This is a genomic window from Haloarcula sp. HT12 (genome assembly GCF_055271655.1).
On record NZ_JBUXKW010000005.1, the window covers coordinates 130,217 to 144,717 of the forward strand.

Annotated in this window: 18 protein-coding genes; 10 read left to right on the forward strand and 8 right to left on the reverse strand. The window is 64.5% G+C overall.

Annotated features, from left to right (window positions below; genetic code table 11):
• Positions 1 to 23: 23 nt before the first annotated feature.
• Together ACY9XZ_RS17010 and ACY9XZ_RS17015 are read left to right on the forward strand one after the other, a co-directional pair.
• The gene (locus tag ACY9XZ_RS17010) at positions 24 to 446 is read left to right on the forward strand and encodes a universal stress protein (RefSeq protein ID WP_463458220.1); all 423 of its coding nucleotides are present in this window, start codon (positions 24 to 26) and stop codon (positions 444 to 446) included.
• A 197-nt stretch (positions 447 to 643) separates the two neighbouring features.
• Complete coding sequence (locus ACY9XZ_RS17015; protein ID WP_463458221.1) at positions 644 to 1,372, forward strand: GNAT family N-acetyltransferase; 729 nt, start codon at positions 644 to 646, stop codon at positions 1,370 to 1,372.
• On the opposite strand, the gene ACY9XZ_RS17020 is transcribed toward ACY9XZ_RS17015, so the two are convergent.
• Complete coding sequence (locus tag ACY9XZ_RS17020; protein WP_463458222.1) at positions 1,369 to 1,566, reverse strand: hypothetical protein; 198 nt, start codon at positions 1,564 to 1,566, stop codon at positions 1,369 to 1,371. The two genes, ACY9XZ_RS17015 and ACY9XZ_RS17020, sit on opposite strands and share 4 nt — an antisense overlap.
• Before the next feature lie 285 nt (positions 1,567 to 1,851).
• On the opposite strand from ACY9XZ_RS17020, the gene ACY9XZ_RS17025 reads away from it, so the two are divergent.
• Positions 1,852 to 2,568: an HD domain-containing protein gene (locus tag ACY9XZ_RS17025; protein WP_463458223.1), complete on the forward strand. Its 717-nt coding sequence runs from the start codon at positions 1,852 to 1,854 to the stop codon at positions 2,566 to 2,568.
• On the opposite strand, the gene ACY9XZ_RS17030 is transcribed toward ACY9XZ_RS17025, so the two are convergent.
• The 3 genes from ACY9XZ_RS17030 to ACY9XZ_RS17040 all read right to left on the reverse strand — a co-directional run bounded on the left by ACY9XZ_RS17030 (position 2,563) and on the right by ACY9XZ_RS17040 (position 6,303).
• A complete protein-coding gene (locus ACY9XZ_RS17030) occupies positions 2,563 to 3,264 on the reverse strand; it encodes a LysE family translocator (protein WP_463458224.1) in 702 nt (233 codons plus the stop codon). The genes ACY9XZ_RS17025 and ACY9XZ_RS17030 overlap by 6 nt on opposite strands.
• Before the next feature lie 36 nt (positions 3,265 to 3,300).
• A complete protein-coding gene (locus ACY9XZ_RS17035) occupies positions 3,301 to 4,191 on the reverse strand; it encodes a coiled-coil protein (RefSeq protein ID WP_137684527.1) in 891 nt (296 codons plus the stop codon).
• 267 nt (positions 4,192 to 4,458) lie between these two features.
• A complete protein-coding gene (locus ACY9XZ_RS17040) occupies positions 4,459 to 6,303 on the reverse strand; it encodes a glycoside hydrolase family 2 protein (protein WP_463458225.1) in 1,845 nt (614 codons plus the stop codon).
• A 108-nt stretch (positions 6,304 to 6,411) separates the two neighbouring features.
• Between ACY9XZ_RS17040 and ACY9XZ_RS17045 the strand changes: the two genes are divergently transcribed.
• Positions 6,412 to 6,585: a hypothetical protein gene (locus ACY9XZ_RS17045; protein WP_004517155.1), complete on the forward strand. Its 174-nt coding sequence runs from the start codon at positions 6,412 to 6,414 to the stop codon at positions 6,583 to 6,585.
• 26 nt (positions 6,586 to 6,611) lie between these two features.
• The gene (locus tag ACY9XZ_RS17050) at positions 6,612 to 7,043 is read left to right on the forward strand and encodes a DUF371 domain-containing protein (protein WP_463458226.1); all 432 of its coding nucleotides are present in this window, start codon (positions 6,612 to 6,614) and stop codon (positions 7,041 to 7,043) included.
• Between the two features lie 80 nt (positions 7,044 to 7,123).
• Here ACY9XZ_RS17050 and thsA read toward each other — a convergent pair whose 3' ends face one another.
• Positions 7,124 to 8,683, reverse strand: a complete 1,560-nt coding sequence (gene thsA / locus ACY9XZ_RS17055) for a thermosome subunit alpha (RefSeq protein ID WP_463458642.1) — start codon at positions 8,681 to 8,683, stop codon at positions 7,124 to 7,126.
• A gap of 175 nt (positions 8,684 to 8,858) precedes the next feature.
• On the opposite strand from thsA, the gene ACY9XZ_RS17060 reads away from it, so the two are divergent.
• On the forward strand, positions 8,859 to 9,668 hold the full coding sequence (locus ACY9XZ_RS17060; RefSeq protein WP_463458227.1) for an amidohydrolase family protein: 810 nt from the start codon (positions 8,859 to 8,861) through the stop codon (positions 9,666 to 9,668).
• A gap of 48 nt (positions 9,669 to 9,716) precedes the next feature.
• Here ACY9XZ_RS17060 and ACY9XZ_RS17065 read toward each other — a convergent pair whose 3' ends face one another.
• A complete protein-coding gene (locus ACY9XZ_RS17065; RefSeq protein WP_463458228.1) occupies positions 9,717 to 10,622 on the reverse strand; it encodes a glycosyltransferase family 2 protein in 906 nt (301 codons plus the stop codon).
• A 95-nt stretch (positions 10,623 to 10,717) separates the two neighbouring features.
• Complete coding sequence (locus tag ACY9XZ_RS17070; RefSeq protein WP_463458229.1) at positions 10,718 to 11,422, reverse strand: class I SAM-dependent methyltransferase; 705 nt, start codon at positions 11,420 to 11,422, stop codon at positions 10,718 to 10,720.
• Positions 11,423 to 11,660: 238 nt separating this feature from the next.
• Between ACY9XZ_RS17070 and ACY9XZ_RS17075 the strand changes: the two genes are divergently transcribed.
• The 3 genes from ACY9XZ_RS17075 to ACY9XZ_RS17085 are packed head-to-tail and all read left to right on the forward strand — an operon-like array spanning position 11,661 to position 13,514.
• On the forward strand, positions 11,661 to 11,930 hold the full coding sequence (locus tag ACY9XZ_RS17075) for a MarR family transcriptional regulator (RefSeq protein WP_463458230.1): 270 nt from the start codon (positions 11,661 to 11,663) through the stop codon (positions 11,928 to 11,930).
• A gap of 9 nt (positions 11,931 to 11,939) precedes the next feature.
• On the forward strand, positions 11,940 to 12,725 hold the full coding sequence (locus tag ACY9XZ_RS17080) for an MBL fold metallo-hydrolase (RefSeq protein WP_463458231.1): 786 nt from the start codon (positions 11,940 to 11,942) through the stop codon (positions 12,723 to 12,725).
• A gap of 33 nt (positions 12,726 to 12,758) precedes the next feature.
• Complete coding sequence (locus ACY9XZ_RS17085; RefSeq protein WP_463458232.1) at positions 12,759 to 13,514, forward strand: YkgJ family cysteine cluster protein; 756 nt, start codon at positions 12,759 to 12,761, stop codon at positions 13,512 to 13,514.
• A gap of 2 nt (positions 13,515 to 13,516) precedes the next feature.
• On the opposite strand, the gene ACY9XZ_RS17090 is transcribed toward ACY9XZ_RS17085, so the two are convergent.
• Positions 13,517 to 13,915: a TRAM domain-containing protein gene (locus ACY9XZ_RS17090; protein ID WP_463458233.1), complete on the reverse strand. Its 399-nt coding sequence runs from the start codon at positions 13,913 to 13,915 to the stop codon at positions 13,517 to 13,519.
• A gap of 247 nt (positions 13,916 to 14,162) precedes the next feature.
• Here ACY9XZ_RS17090 and ACY9XZ_RS17095 point away from each other — a divergent pair, with 247 nt between their 5' ends.
• Positions 14,163 to 14,405, forward strand: coding sequence for a DUF7123 family protein (locus ACY9XZ_RS17095; protein ID WP_463458234.1), 243 nt, complete (start codon positions 14,163 to 14,165; stop codon positions 14,403 to 14,405).
• The last annotated feature ends 96 nt before the right edge of the window (positions 14,406 to 14,501 follow it).

The window sequence follows — 14,501 nt, forward strand, 5'->3', positions numbered from 1 at the left end:
GGGGAGCGGTAAAACCTGTCTGTATGACAGCTGTACTGGTCCCGTACGACGGGTCGAAGCTCTCAGGGGATGCGCTGGAGTTCGCCTGTGAACGGTTTCCCGAGGCGGAGATAACGGCGCTTTTCGTCGTCGACACAAGCGTCACCCACCAGCCCGAGCAGTACGTGGGCGTCAAGCTCGGCGACATCTACGAACAGCGCGAAGCCGAAGGCGAGGAGATCCTGGCCGAAGCCGAGCAACTCGCCGACGAGTTCGACGTCGAACTCTCGACAGTCATAGAACAGGGGCGACCGTCGAAGGTAATCCTCGAGTACACCACCGAACACGGGATCGACCACGTCGTCATCGGGAGCCACAGCCAGGACCTCATCGAGCGGTTCTTCGTCGGGAGTGTCGCCGAGCGAATCGTCGATAGGATTCCGGTGCCAGTCACCATCATCCGCTGATCCTGTCCCCGTGAGCAAGGACTACTTGCCGAACAGCGCCCGCAGTCCTGTATCGTATCGACAGTGAGTGGACACAGGACAGACACAGACCGGTGGGAGCCACAAATCACCGTGTCCCTGCATGAATAGCCTGACGAGTGTCCCAAATTCTGACATCGAACTGTAGATTTATGATGTTCCGTGCCAACTAGTGGCATATGCAAATCAGGGAGGCAGTGTCGTCGGACCGGCCAGCTATTCGTGACGTGGCGCGGCGCTCGCTGGAGGCGTCGTACTCGCTGGGGCCGAAGGCGATTACGAGCGCTATCGAGGAGTGGTACGACGAAGCGCGCATCGAGGAGGTACTCGACGACGAGAGCAATCGGTTGATCCTCGTCGCCGAACAGGGCGGGCAGGTGGTCGGCCTCTCCGAGAGCGTTCTGTCAGGGGATAGTATCGGGACCATTCTCTGGCTACACGTCGACCCGGCATATCGCGGCGAGGGGATCGGGTCAGCATTGTTCGACGAGACCCACGGGGAGCTTCATGACCGCGGTGCCGAGACGCTCCAGGGACGCGTGCTCGCCGACAACGTCGAGGGCAACAGCTTCTACGAGGACCGCGGCTTCGAACGCGCCGGTACGGGTGAAGTCGACATCGCCGGGCGGACCTACGTCGAGAACCTCTACACCGACGCGGACGAACTCGGTCGCGAACGGATCACTGACGACGGTCGGACGGTGTACGTCGACCACAACAACCACGAGTCCGGGTCGATGGCCCCGTTCCACGTGGTCCACGTCACAGAGGAGGGGAGCGACCGCTACGGCTACTACTGTAGTAACTGCGAGACGCTCGCGAACGCCATGGACTCGATGGGCCGTATCGAATGTGACAACTGCGGCAACGTTCGCAAGCCGATGCGCTGGGACGCCGCCTACCTCTAAGGTGGCGACTGGTCCCCCGTGCGCTGTGACGACTCTTGCCTATTCGCCGGGAGCAGTATCAGCTTGTAGTACAGTCCGAACAGACACAGGGCGATACCGACGCCGACGAGCACGTCAGTCACCGCGTGTTCGTTTATCGCGTGGGTAACGATCGACACATCACCGGTGGGCGGGTGAAGTGGCTGGAGAGGCATATGTACTGATTTATTTATTAGATGTAAAAAGCCGGACTAATGTTCTCAGCCGCTGGGAACCAGCAGCGGGCTGTCGCTCGATAGCCACCCCTGATACAGCGTCAGCGACGGAGATGACAGCTGTCGACGGCCTGAACAATTTCCCGCGAAACCCGGATTTGCGACGCGTTTTGCATCTAGAAACCCCGGGTGTGGCAGCCGTTCTCCCTGTCGTAACGCTAAAGAGTCGAACGTACGTCTATATGTGTAAGATGAATATCGAAATCCGTCTCCGGAGGTGGTGCTGTGGGCGTCGAGATTAGGGAGTCACCTGTCTCAGCCGACGCGTTCGAGGAAATGAAGGAGTTCGTCCACGACTATCTCGCAGCGAGCGTCGAAAACGAGGAAGAGGGCGGCCGCATGCGCTGGTACCCGTGGCACTCCGCGGAGTACCGCTTCAATCACATCCTCAACGTCGTCGACATCGCGACGAAAATCGCCCGAAAGGAAGGGGCAAACGTGGACGTGACTCGCGTGGCAGCGTTGTTTCACGACATCGCGAAACTGGAAGCCGAGCAGGACCTCCACGCGGAGGCCGGCGCTCGGATCGCGCGCGAGTATCTGACGGCACACGGTGACTACCCGGAATCGTTCATCGAACAAGTCTGCTCCGCCGTCGAGGCCCACTCCTACCAGGGGCCGCTGGACGACCTGCCCCTGGAAGTCCAGTGTCTCATCGAGGCGGACATCCTGGATAAGGTCGGCGCGAACGGGACCGCCCTGATGCTGTTGCGGATGGGCTATGAGTCCCGAACGCACATGGACGCGGCCGAGATGGTCGACCGCGTCATCGAGCGCGGCGAGGACGCGCGCGAGCGCGTCGAAAGCGACACAGCGGAGTCAATCGTCCACCAGCGGCTCAAACGGACCCGCTGGTTCCAGGAGTGGTTGACGATGGAGGTCGCCGAGATGGCCGTCGAGGACGACCTCGACGACGTGGCGACCGGAATGGGCAACTCATAGCGCCCGCAGCAGGAACAGGACGCCGGTCCCGGCGAGCACGGCGGCGCTCGCCCACGCGATTAGCGGTGCAAGCCGTTCGATGCGCGTTCTCGCGGCGACGATAGCTGCAGGAAACCCCGTAATCCAGAGGCCGATACCGCCGAAAAACCCACCCAGCAGCACCGGATGCCCAGTCTGGACCGTCAGCGCATCGGCGTCGACCGCGGGCACGTACGACGCCACGTCGATCACACCCGGTTCGAGGAGGCCAACGCCGACGGTAAGCCAGAAGGCGACCTGATAGGGGTTCGTCAGCGCCAGCACGAACGCCTTGCGGAAGCCCCGGCTCTCTCCGGGTGTGCCCGACAGGTCCGTCCCGGCGACTTTGTGAGCGTCCTGAACCGCACCGTAGGCGAACCAGAGCATCAGGAGCCCGCCAGCACCGACCATCATGCGTCGGAGGCCCGGCGTCTCAGTGATAACCGTGGCGACGCCGAGCAGCGCAAGCACCAAAAAACAGGCATCAGCGGTCATCGCACCGAGGCCGGCGAAGAAACCGGCCCGCCAGCCTCGGAGCGCGCTCTCTTCGGCGATAACGGCGTTCATCGGGCCCGGTGGCGCGGCGAGCGCGAGACCGAACAGGACGCCACCGAGGGCTGTCGGGACGAGCGAGAGCACACCGAACTGGAGCGGGCCAAGTGAGGGCGAGTGAAGCATCTACAGTCAGTGAAAACGGAGAGAAAATCCCGCAGATTACAGCTTGCCGGCCTTCTGGAGTTTCATCAGGTCCTCGGTGTCGAGGGTCTCGCCTTCCTTGAACTTCTGATAGATCTCCTCGGCTTCCTCGCGAGCGGCTTCCTGCTTCTCCTCGCGCTGGGAGCGCTCCTGCTCTTCTTCCTTCTTGTCGAGTTCGCGCAGGCGCTTCTGGACGCGGACGAAGTCCTCGTGGTGCTGGTCGGCCGCTTCCTGGGCTTCGACGAACTCCTCGTGTTTCTCGTCGGCCTCGTCACGGATCTCGTCGGCCTCGCGGTAGGCCTCGATCATCTCGTTGTGGTGCTTCTGGGCCTCGTCGGCCAGTTCCGTGACCTTCTGGTGGTGCTTCGAGGCTTCCGAGCGGACCTCTTCCGCTTCCTCTTTGAGCTCTTCGAGGTCGCCACCTTGATCGAGCTTCTCCTGTTTCTCCTGGAGCTTCTCGCGTTTGGTCTCGATCTTCTCGATGAGCTCCTTCTCGTCTTCCGAGGAGAGCACTTCGGTCTGTTGCTTGAACTCGAGGTCCTCGATCTCCTCTTTGAGTTGTTCGACCGACGTGCCCTCGTCGAGTTCGAGGTCGTTTTTCAGGTTGTCGACCTTGTCGAACAGCTCGTTTGCGTCCGCGTTGAGCTCGTTTCGCTTGTCCTTGTGTTCCTGGACTTGCTCGTTGAGCTCGTCGCGCTTCTCGCGGTGTTCCTGGGCTTCGTCGACCTTCTCGCGAGTCTTCGCGTTCAGGTCGTCGCGGGCGGAGGCCCGCTCGGACGCCATCTGGTTCAGCTCGTTGCGTCGGTCACGAAGCTGGCCGGCGAGTTTGATAAGCTCGCCTTTCGATTTGTTTTCGAGGTCCTCTTCTGTTACTGTAACGTTCTTTGATTCGTCTATCGAGTCTGCCATTGTTGAATCCTCTATGCCATCACCGCTTCAGCACAGACAGTCGGCCCACTACTGAGGGGCTGACACCAATAACAAGGGTTCCCTCTCATGTTGGGCTGAAAGCGATACTGCCTGAACGCGGAAGCGTTCTGGTGTCTACAGATAGAGGTGGATATTGTTTAAACATTCCGGTGCACTGAATACCGCGTCAACGCCTCACACGCCTTAATTCGAGGGGTCGGCCGGTCGATACCGGCCCGGATTTCCCTGGTATATCACGGCCGTATATTACTCATTAATACAGTACTCGTTTTTCACGACAGTCTGGCCGTCAGTAGCGGCGAGTGTGACTTCGTCACCGGCCGAAAGCGCGAGCGTGTCGACGGTGACGCGGGCGAACGGGCCGACGGTGTGTTCGGCCTGTTCGCGGTCGCCGTTGCGGTCCCATTCGACGGTGAGATCCGCCTTCTCCGGCCGGTCGTGGATGACGACGATATCCTGCTCACCGGGTGCCGGGTCCGAGAGGACGACCTGCGTGGGCTCGTAGCTGTCGGCGAGGACGCCAAACGCCCTTTTTTCGGTCCCATCAGCGGCGAGAACGCCCATACCCGCGTCACCGACGTCCCGGAGGCTGTCCACGACGATGAGTGGCGCGTCGCGTTGCCGGAGCGTCTCGGCGACCTCGCGGACGACGCCGGCCTGATACGCCTGTGACTCGTCGAGGCCGCCGTCGACGTGGCGGTCGTGGCAGGCGCTGTCGAAGCCGGGACTGTCGTCGGCGTCCGGCGACCCCAGCGCACCCGCGCCGAAGCCCGCGACGATGTCGCCGACGCCGAACTGGGAACAGAGCCACGGGAGGTCGGCCGTGTCGCCGTATCGCCACCCCGGGTACAGCGTGGCCGCGTCGGGGTCGATGCCGGGCGGGCCGACGACGGGAAACGTCGGAACCTCGCTGACGGCCGCCGCCACCGACTCGGCGTCCGCGTCGTCGTAGCTGGCCCGCCAGGCACGCCATCGGAAGCGAAACCGGTCGAGGAAGCCGGATCCGAGCCCGTCGGCGAACGACGGCACCGGTTCGTCGTGAACGCCCACGGCCGCGAAACTGGGATGTTGCATGTAAGCAGCCTCCAGCGACGCCGCGAGGTCGGTCCCCCGCTCGCTGTCGAACGACCCGGGGCCGGACAGCGGCAAGTCTTGCCAGAGCAGGACGCCGTGGTCGTCACAGGCCCGGGCCACCTCGGGCGGTGTTCCCTGGGCCCGAACCCGGACCAGGTTCGCGTTGGCGTCGACGGCCCGCGCGATATCTTCGGCAGTCGGATCCAGCAGCGTCACGCCGCGAACCGGCACCGTCTGGCCGTTGACCAGCAGGCCGTCCTCGTATTCGACAGTGCACAGCCCGGTCGTCACCGAATGCTCGTCGTCGCCGAGTTTCGCCCGCAGGACGTAGCGGGACTGCTCGCCGCGGTCGTGAGGCCACCACAGCGATGGATCCCGGACGTCCATCGTATAGTTCACCGTCGCCGTTTCCTCGTCGGTCGAGACGCGGGCTCGGTCCATCATCCCGCCGCCGCGAACGTCCCCCTCCGGCCGGAGCGAGAGCGTCATTCGGTCGTCGAGGGAGTCTTCGGTCAGGACGGTCGCGGACACTTCGACGGCGGCGTCCTCCGGGTCGTCGCCCGCCACCTGCGGTCGGACCGAAAGTTCGCTCACGCAGGGGTCCGGCCGTGTTTCGAGGCGCGCGTCCCACCAGATGCCCGGGACACAGCGCTCCGGCGGGAGCTGATCGGTTGCGTGCAGGCCGCCGAAGCGGTCCTCGGGCGCGCGACACTCCACGACGACCCGGTACTCCTCGCTCTCGGGGAGGCGAACCCGGAGCGGTTCGAAGTAGGCGTCGTGAGTGGTGAGCAGGTCGCCGTTGCACCACACGCGCGTGTGTGCGTACGTTCCGTGCAGTACCAGCAGCGCGTGTGCGTCGCTCTCGTCCCGTGGGTCCGAGAACGTCGTTTCGTAGGCCACGGCCTCGGCCCCGGCGAACTGCTCGGGCCGCCCGGGCATCGACACCGGGTCCCACGCCTCCGGGGACGGCATCTCGTCGTCCGGCGCAACCGCCGCGCCGCGCCACTCCAGCGACATACCTTGTGGCCCGTTCCGCGGGGGCATATCCTTTGCCCCACGGCTTCACTTTCACTTTCACTCCGGGGATGGCTCGCTTTGACATAGGTAGCCATCTACTATCCAGCTATGCTCACCGAACTGCACGAGGCGGCGACACCGACCTGCGAGGCCCAGCACTGCGAGCGCCCGCTCGGCGAGCCAGCCTTGGTGTTCGAGACCGACGCCGGCCGCCGCGAGGCCCACGAGTGCGCCTGCGGTGCGGTGACGGTTACCGTCGTCCGGTCGGAGTCGTCCCGCTGAAGTACGCCCGGCGGTGACCGGGAGGTATGACACTCGAGGAAGTGGTCCACGCACAGGGCCACGAGAACGTCACCGGCGAGCACGCGAGCACGCTGGAACTGACGAGCGACGACTTTCTGACCCCCGCAGGCGACTGTATCCTCGCTATCGAGGCCGACCGCGTCCCCGCCGACTTCGACGACGAGTTCGTGACCGCCTGCCAGGACGCCGACGCGACGATCACGGGCACCATCGAGGCCGGCGACCACGCTGTCACTGTGACCGGGACCGGCCACCCCGACCTGTCGTTCGAGAACGACCGGAGCCACGTCCTGCGGACGAGCGACTACGTCGACGACCGGACCGTGATGGTCAACGCCGACGCGGCGGCCGGTGACGTGGACCGGGACCTCATCGACGCGCTCGCTGACGGCAGCGAGGCGACGCTGACGCTGTCGGTCAAAGCCAGCGGCGACTGAGCGGTGGTTTCTACAGCGGTAGCGCCGCTTTCGGTTTAACCAAAAGAAAACAGGTTAGAGCGCCTGTACCGCTATCTCGCTTAACTCGACGAGATGACGTCGTCGATGCGGACGATCATCGTCGCCGCCTCGGTGGCGGAGTCGACCGCTTCGCGCTTGACAGCGGCGGGGTCGAGGATGCCGTAGTCGACGGGGTCACCGACGACGCCGGTCTGGCCTTCGCTGATGATGCCGGCGATGCCCTCGCTCTCGTGTTCGGCACGGAGGTCGACGAGCGCGTCGATAGCGTCGAGGCCCGTGTTCTCCGCGAGCGTGCGGGGCAGCACGTCGACGGCGTCGGCGAACGCTTCGACGGCGAGCTGCTTGCGGCCCTCGATGGACGCCGCTTCCGAGCGGATGTGATCGGCGATAGCGATTTCGGTCGCGCCTGCGCCGGGGACCACACCGCCGGCGTCGAGCGCGGCGATGACGGTGTCGAGCGCGTCGTTGAGCGCGCGTTCGAGCTCGTCGACGACGTGTTCGGTGGAGCCGCGAGCGATGACCGTGACGGACTCGGCGGTCGCGCCGCCGGTGATGAACGTCACCTCGTCGTCGCCCTGCTTCTCGACGTCGACGCTGTCGGCGTGGCCGAGCGCGTCCTCGTCGAGGGCTTCGAGCGAGCCGACGCGCTTCGCGCCGGTGGCCTCGACAATGTCCTTGGCGGTCGATGAGCTGATGCTGTCGGCGACGAAGACGCCTTCCTTGGCGAGCTGGGAGGCGACGCGGTCGGCGACGTCCTCGGTGACGAAGGCGACGTCAGCGCCGCTTTCGAGGACTTCCTCGGCGTAGCCGCTGAGTTCCTGCTCCTCGGCGTCGAGGGCGGCGTTGAGCTGGTCGACGCTGGAGACGTTGTACTCGGCGTCGATGTTGCTCTCGCGGACGTCGAGTTCGGTGTCGATGACCGCGATGGACGCGTCCTCGACCGAGGTCGGCATGTTGTCGTGGACGGCCGTCTCGTCGACGATGACGCCCTCGACGAGCCTGGTCGCGGAGGAGGCCGCACCCGTCTGGGTGTGGACCTCGATGTTGTCCCGACGGACGCCGTTGTCGCTCTTGGCGTGGCGGACGGCGTCGACGACGACTTCGGCGAGCTTCTCCGCCTCGACGTCACCGGTGCCCTTGCCGGTCATCGAGGATTCGGCGACTTCGACGAGCGTCTCGTCGTCGAGGTCGATGTCGAGGACGATCTCGTCGATAGCCTCGCGGGCGAGTTCGGCGGCGGCGGAGTACCCCTCGACGATGGTCGTCGGGTGGACGTCGTCGTCGAGCAGGTCCTCGCCTTTCGTCAGCAGTTCCCCGGCCAGCACGGACGCTGTCGTCGTGCCGTCGCCCACTTCGTCTTCCTGCGTCTGGGCGACTTCGACGATCATCTGGGCCGCGGGGTGTTCGATGTCCATCTCGGAGAGGATGGTCGCCCCGTCGTTGGTGATAACCACATCACCGTCGTCGGAGACGAGCATCTTGTCCATGCCGCGGGGACCGAGCGTGGTCCGTACGGACTCGCTTACGGCCTTTCCGGCGGAGATGTTCGATGACTGTGCGTCCTTCCCGTGTGTGCGCTGGGCGTCCTCATCAAGGATGAAAAGAGGCTGGCCGCCCATGCGTCGCTGGCCAGATGACATATGTGTTGAACCTCACTTAAGACAAGGCAAGCGGTTCTATATAAAACTTTCTAACACCGTGGACCGCTCGTCGGGCGACAGCGCCGTGCTATCCCCGTAATCCTGACCGGACCTACACACCTTTTAATATAGGGGTAGACACACCGTATAGTAGATGCTGGAGCTGGAGCACGGGTTTCGCGTTGTCGACGTCCACGCACGGTTAGAGCCCGACGAGCAGCGCCGACCGCGAGATGGGATGGGTGACCCGGAGCAACTCGAACGGGAGATGCACCAGGCCGGCGTCGTCCGCTCCGTCGTCTTTCCCGACGAACGGGACGGGTCGTATCTGAAAGCGAACAACGCCGTCGCCCGGATGACCGTCGAGCGACCGATGGTCGCCTTCGCCAGAGTCAACGGCGCTCGGGATCCGGGGAGCGGTCCCGGGTCGACCCTTCGCAACCTCGCGAGCAGCCGCACCGAGGACCACACCTCGCCGGCGGACATCGAGCAGTACGCCTACGACGACCGGTTCTACGGCTTCAAGCTCCATCCGCCGATGGACGGGCTGCCAGACGAGGACGTGCTCGCGGAACTGGAATCCGTGTCGCTGCCCGTCATCGTCCACGGCGGCGAAGGGTTCCCGCCCGAAGCCGTCGCCGAATCGCTGTTAGCGTACGATTTCCCGGTCATTCTCTCGCATTTCGGTGCGCACCCGCTCCGACAGGACCTGATGGACCGGGCTATCGATCTGCTGGAGACGCACGACCAGCTGTATCTCGACACCAGCGCAGTCCGCTATCGACGACCCATGGAGCGGGCGATCCTGGAACATCCGGATCGCGTCCTCTTCGGGAGCGGTGTCCCCGGCGTTCACCCGAACGTGGCCGTGATGGAGATACTGACATTAGACGTCCCAGAAGACGCGATGCGGAAGGTGTTCTCGAACAACCCGAACCGCGTCATCGAGGCGCTGGCTCCCTGACGGCCGGCAGCTACCCGTTCCGCCGACCGGGTGCGGTCAGGCCTTCGGCTACCGCCAATCGTACACAGTCACCGCGCGGTCCGCGCGCGCGGAACGACCGTTCGGGTTCCGGCGGGCTGTCCGGTCGGTCACGCGTGCGCGGAGGCCGTCGACGACCCCGGCCCCGACGCCGCCGAACACGTCCTGTCCGTTGCCGAGCCACTGTGACGGCGTCGTCTCCCCACGCACGACATCGAGCAACGCGTCCGTCGCGTCACCCGTCGCGTGGCTGAGGAGGCGCCGTATCACGGTCGGCCGGAGGTTGTAGTTTTTCACCAGTCGGTAGGCGAGCGAGCGGTACTTCCAGTTCCAGTCGGTCTCCGTGGTTCCGCCGTCGGCCTCGAACTCGCGGCTGACGCACATCTCCGTGCTCCAGGTGACACCGTAGTCACCGGCGGCCATCCGGTGTGCGAAGTCCCGGGCGCTGCCGACGTTCAGGTACTCGTCGAACCCGTCGAGCGCTTCCAGCACGTCGGCGTCGAACGCGACGTTTCCGGGGTTGAAATACGTCACGTCGCGGCCGGCTATCGTCCGTGTCTCCTCTGTTTCGGTCGTCATCCCGGCCCACAGTTGCTGGTGGGTCGGCCCGGTGATGGCCTGGGCTGTCCCCGAAAGCCCGCTTTTGACGGCCGCAGCCCAGCCGGACTCGACCGAGAGCGACTGGTGAACGAGCGCGATAACGTCCCCCGTCGCCCGGTCGATCCCGGCATTGCGGGCGACCGTGACCGATCTGTCGGCGATCTCGACGAGGATAGACACGTCGTCCCGGTCTCGGACCATCCCCGTTGTACCGTCGGCCGAGGGGCCGTTGACGACGATGACTTCAGCGTCGGGAACCTGCTCGGTGAGTGCGTCCAGACAGCCGGTCAGCTCCTCCCGGCCGTTCAACGTCGGGACCACTACCGAGATATCCATACCTCTGGGTACGACGGCGAAGGCGCTTAAAAGTCGCGGGAAACTGCTGTCGACCTTCCAATTCAGGGAAAACGAGCTAGCCAAGCAGCGCCACGCTACACGTGGGTGTTCCAGTACGACACCGAGGCCAGCTTCTCGCCGAGGGGCGTGCCGCCCAGCGCCGTATCGAGCGAGCGGAACGAGGCGGCCAGTTCGTTCGGAATCTTCCGGTAGAAGCCGTAGGGAAGCAGCCAGTCGTGGTTAGCCTCGGTCAGCTCCAGCCCGGCCCCATCGAGCAGCCGGTCGATCTCCCAGCGCGAGTAGAGCCGCGAGCCCATGGGGAGCGCCCAGTTGTATATCGACCGGGTCGAAAACCGATTGAACGTGTCGAAAAAGACCTGTTCTTTCGAGACGCGGCGCATCTCCGCGAGAAACGCGGCGGGCGTGTCCGCCAGATGGAAAAAGCGCATCGCAAACACGGTGTCGAAATGGTCGTCCGGGAACGGGAGTCGGGCCGCGTCGCCCCGCATGAACTCGACGTGGTCGTCGACGCCGGTCGCCTGTGCCTTCTCACGGCCCTGCTGGAGCATCGGGCCGGAGATGTCCAGCCCGGTGATGTTCGCGCCGCGCTCGGCCAGCATCACGGTGAACCGTCCGGTCCCGCAAGCTACCTCTAACACGTCCTTGTCGGCCACGGGGCCGATCCCGTCGAGGACGGCCTGTTTCTCGCGTCGGTCGATCAGCCGACCGCCGCGTGAGAACCGCTTGGCCTCGTACTCTTCGGCCACGGTGTCGGCCTGATACCACTCCTGCCCTTTCACGGTGTAGTGCTCACCCCGCGGGGGATAAAACGATACTGGAATCCCCTTTCGTCGGTCCGGTTGGTTTCCGGATCGGCCCAAAGCCACCCCTGACAGTTCTGGGCTCGGTTGCCGGACAGCGACCAGAACCGCACGATGGTGGTCCTGTATAAGGAGACATTAAACACTTCATAGAATCTGTATTGTTTGGTCATGCATATAGCCAAGTTTTACCAGTAAGCCTTGAATATCAGCCACTATGAGCGCATTAACTGAAAACGCTGCTCCAGCACCTTTCACCGACGATGAGTTCCGCGACACCCTGCGTGAACTCCCGCCGAGCGCGAAACTCGTCGCGAAGGTGCTGGAAGACGACGCCCCGCTGTCACAGGGCGAACTGGCCGAGAACTCGCTGCTCCCGGACCGGACTGTCAGGTACGCCCTGAACCGTCTGGAGGAGTCCGATCTGGTGGACTCGCGGTACAGTTTCACCGACGCACGCAAACAGGTTTATTTCCTCACGGTCTGACCCGCCGGCATGGACTGGCAGCGGGCCGACGTGTCCGTCCCGTCGCGGGCACCGACCGGCAGCACGGCAGCGTACGTTTGCGGCGACGAAGCGGCTCTTCTCGTCGACCCCGCGGATACCAGCGATGCGCTCGATGCGCTTCTCGAGGACCGTACTCTCGCCCACATCGCGCTCACCCACCACCACCCGGACCACGCTGGTGCGGTCGCACACTACGCCAGGGAAACGAACGCGACGGTCTGGGCGCGCCGCGGCCGAACGGCCGCGTTCGAGGCCGCGGCCAACGTCACCCCCGACAGACTGTTCGGCGAGGGGACGACGATTCCGACCGACGCCGGCCCGGTGACCGTCCTCGACACACCGGGCCACGCACCGGAACACGTCGCCTTCGCACGTGACGGAACCATCGTCGCCGGGGACCTCGCCGTCGCCGAGGGCAGTGTCGTCGTCGGCGCGCCCGAGGGCGACGTTCGGGCCTACCTCGCGTCGCTTCGTCGCTTCCACGCCAGGAACCCTGACGTATTATTGCCGGGTCACGGCCCGCGTATCGAGCACCCCAGAGAGACCTGTGCGCGGCTCATCGGCCACCGACTGGAGCGCGAGCGGCGTGTTCGGAGGGCCGTCACCGACGGCGCTGGCACTCTGGACGAAATCCTCGATGCCGCCTACGAAAAGGACCTTGCCGGTGTGCGCGACCTGGCCCGCGCGACAGTGCTGGCTCACCTCGAAAAGCTCGCCGTCGAGGGCACTGTTTCGTGGGACGGTGACCGGGCTGTACCGAACCCGGCGGAGTGACGCCTTTTTGCCCGTCGGCCCGCTACCACGGCTGTGGACTCCCTGGAAACCGAACTCGGACGGGCCCGCGCACTCGACGAGTCGGAACTGGCCGACGCTATCGAGACCATCGGGTTCGAATGCACCCGCTGTGGGGCCTGCTGCAAGGCCGAGTCGGCGTGTGGCGAGGGCGGCGAAAGCGCCGGCGAGAGCGGTGGCGAGACGGCCGGTGACGGTGCCAGTGAGAGTGAGACCGACGGGTCCGCCGAAACCGACGCCGAACCCCACACGGCGACGGTGTTTCCCGACGAGATCCGGCAGCTACAGTCCGCCGGGGAGTACGACTTCCGCGACGTGGCCCGACCGATGCCGTACGGATTGGCCGACGGCCCGGACGGCCCCGAAGGCGAGACCTTCGAGTGGGCGCTCCAGACCGACGACTGTGGCGACTGTACGTTCTACGCCGAGGACGCCGACGGGATGGGTGCCTGTACGGTTCACGGCGACCGCCCGCTCATCTGCCGGACCTACCCCTTCAGCGTCGCACTCGGCGGGACGAGCCAGCCGATGGGCGAAGCGGTCGACGAGGAAGGGATGGTCCGAGCCCACGAGTGTGAGGGCCTCGGCCGGGATATCTCCAGAGCCGACGCCGAGGAACTGGCCGCGGCGCTCAAGGAACGCGCCGTTCGGGAACTCGAAGAGGCCATCGGCGTCCGCGACAACTATCGGCCCGTCGACCCGTCAGCCGGACAGATCGTCGTCCACGACTCCGAAGGGGCAAAACGCCCCGACGGGAGCCCCTACGAGTAACGTCACACGTCGTCGATGATCTCGCCGACCGCGAAGTTCGACTTGACCTCGGTGATCTCGATCTTGACTCGTTCGTCGATCTCGGCCCCCGGAACGATGATGACGTAACCGCGCTCGACACGGGCGATGCCGTCGCCCTGCTTCCCGATGTCCTCGATCTCGACGTAGCGCGTCTCACCTGGTTCGACCGGCGGCTGTGGCTGGTCCGGCGGCGTGTCCGCCACCGTCTCCTCGCCCGGCTCCGTCTCCTCGTCCGCGGAGATGAGCGCAACACGGTAGGTACTGCCCGAGTCGACTGCGCCCGTCTCGACCTCTCGACGTGGAACCTCCACGACGTACCGGTCCCCCTCGTCGCGGATATCGGCACTGAACAGACACAGCAGTTGATCCGAGATTTCCAATGTGATAGACCTCCGTTCGGCCACAAAACGGGCCATTACTAAAGAACTGCCGGAGCGGACGACTGGGGCCGTTCCAACTGTGGTGACCTGCACTGCGGTGTTTCCCGCCTGTACCAACCACCTGTCGCGTGGCCCAAGTAGCAGCCGAATCCCCGTATCCAGCGGGAGAAAACCGCAGGACGGCAAGCCGTTAACCGTCTGTACCAAATCCCATAAGGGCGACTCGGTCCTGTTAGTACCTGTACTAATGAGCGCCACCGCGCACACTCCCGACAGCCCCCTCTCGGACAAGCAGCGACGTATTCTGGAGTATCTCCGCGCCAATGCCGACGACCAGACGTATTTCAAATCGCGACTTATCGGCGACGAACTCGGGCTCTCGGCCAAGGAAGTCGGGACGAACATGACCGCTATCGCTGACGGCGACCACGATTTGGCCGTCGAGAAATGGGGGTACTCCTCCTCGACGACGTGGATGGTCGAGGCCTGAACCGGCCGCTCGCTCGGACAGGAATAATGGATTCCCGGTCCGGTTCATAGAGCGGAGGTATAAGATAGCCGTCGGTATAGAAAATTCGGCGTGAAC

Bases quoted from the DNA above. Each gene is read 5' to 3' on its own strand.
- ACY9XZ_RS17020 (WP_463458222.1), bottom strand. From the start codon at position 1,566: ATGCCTCTCCAGCCACTTCACCCGCCCACCGGTGATGTGTCGATCGTT.
- ACY9XZ_RS17030 (WP_463458224.1), bottom strand. From the start codon at position 3,264: ATGCTTCACTCGCCCTCACTTGGCCCGCTCCAGTTCGGTGTGCTCTCG.
- ACY9XZ_RS17095 (WP_463458234.1), top strand. From the start codon at position 14,163: ATGAGCGCCACCGCGCACACTCCCGACAGCCCCCTCTCGGACAAGCAG.
- ACY9XZ_RS17060 (WP_463458227.1), top strand. From the start codon at position 8,859: ATGCTGGAGCTGGAGCACGGGTTTCGCGTTGTCGACGTCCACGCACGG.
- ACY9XZ_RS17045 (WP_004517155.1), top strand. From the start codon at position 6,412: ATGCTCACCGAACTGCACGAGGCGGCGACACCGACCTGCGAGGCCCAG.
- ACY9XZ_RS17050 (WP_463458226.1), top strand. From the start codon at position 6,612: ATGACACTCGAGGAAGTGGTCCACGCACAGGGCCACGAGAACGTCACC.
- ACY9XZ_RS17075 (WP_463458230.1), top strand. From the start codon at position 11,661: ATGAGCGCATTAACTGAAAACGCTGCTCCAGCACCTTTCACCGACGAT.
- ACY9XZ_RS17010 (WP_463458220.1), top strand. From the start codon at position 24: ATGACAGCTGTACTGGTCCCGTACGACGGGTCGAAGCTCTCAGGGGAT.
- thsA (WP_463458642.1), bottom strand. From the start codon at position 8,683: ATGGGCGGCCAGCCTCTTTTCATCCTTGATGAGGACGCCCAGCGCACA.
- ACY9XZ_RS17040 (WP_463458225.1), bottom strand. From the start codon at position 6,303: ATGTCGCTGGAGTGGCGCGGCGCGGCGGTTGCGCCGGACGACGAGATG.
- ACY9XZ_RS17065 (WP_463458228.1), bottom strand. From the start codon at position 10,622: ATGGATATCTCGGTAGTGGTCCCGACGTTGAACGGCCGGGAGGAGCTG.
- ACY9XZ_RS17080 (WP_463458231.1), top strand. From the start codon at position 11,940: ATGGACTGGCAGCGGGCCGACGTGTCCGTCCCGTCGCGGGCACCGACC.
- ACY9XZ_RS17035 (WP_137684527.1), bottom strand. From the start codon at position 4,191: ATGGCAGACTCGATAGACGAATCAAAGAACGTTACAGTAACAGAAGAG.
- ACY9XZ_RS17015 (WP_463458221.1), top strand. From the start codon at position 644: ATGCAAATCAGGGAGGCAGTGTCGTCGGACCGGCCAGCTATTCGTGAC.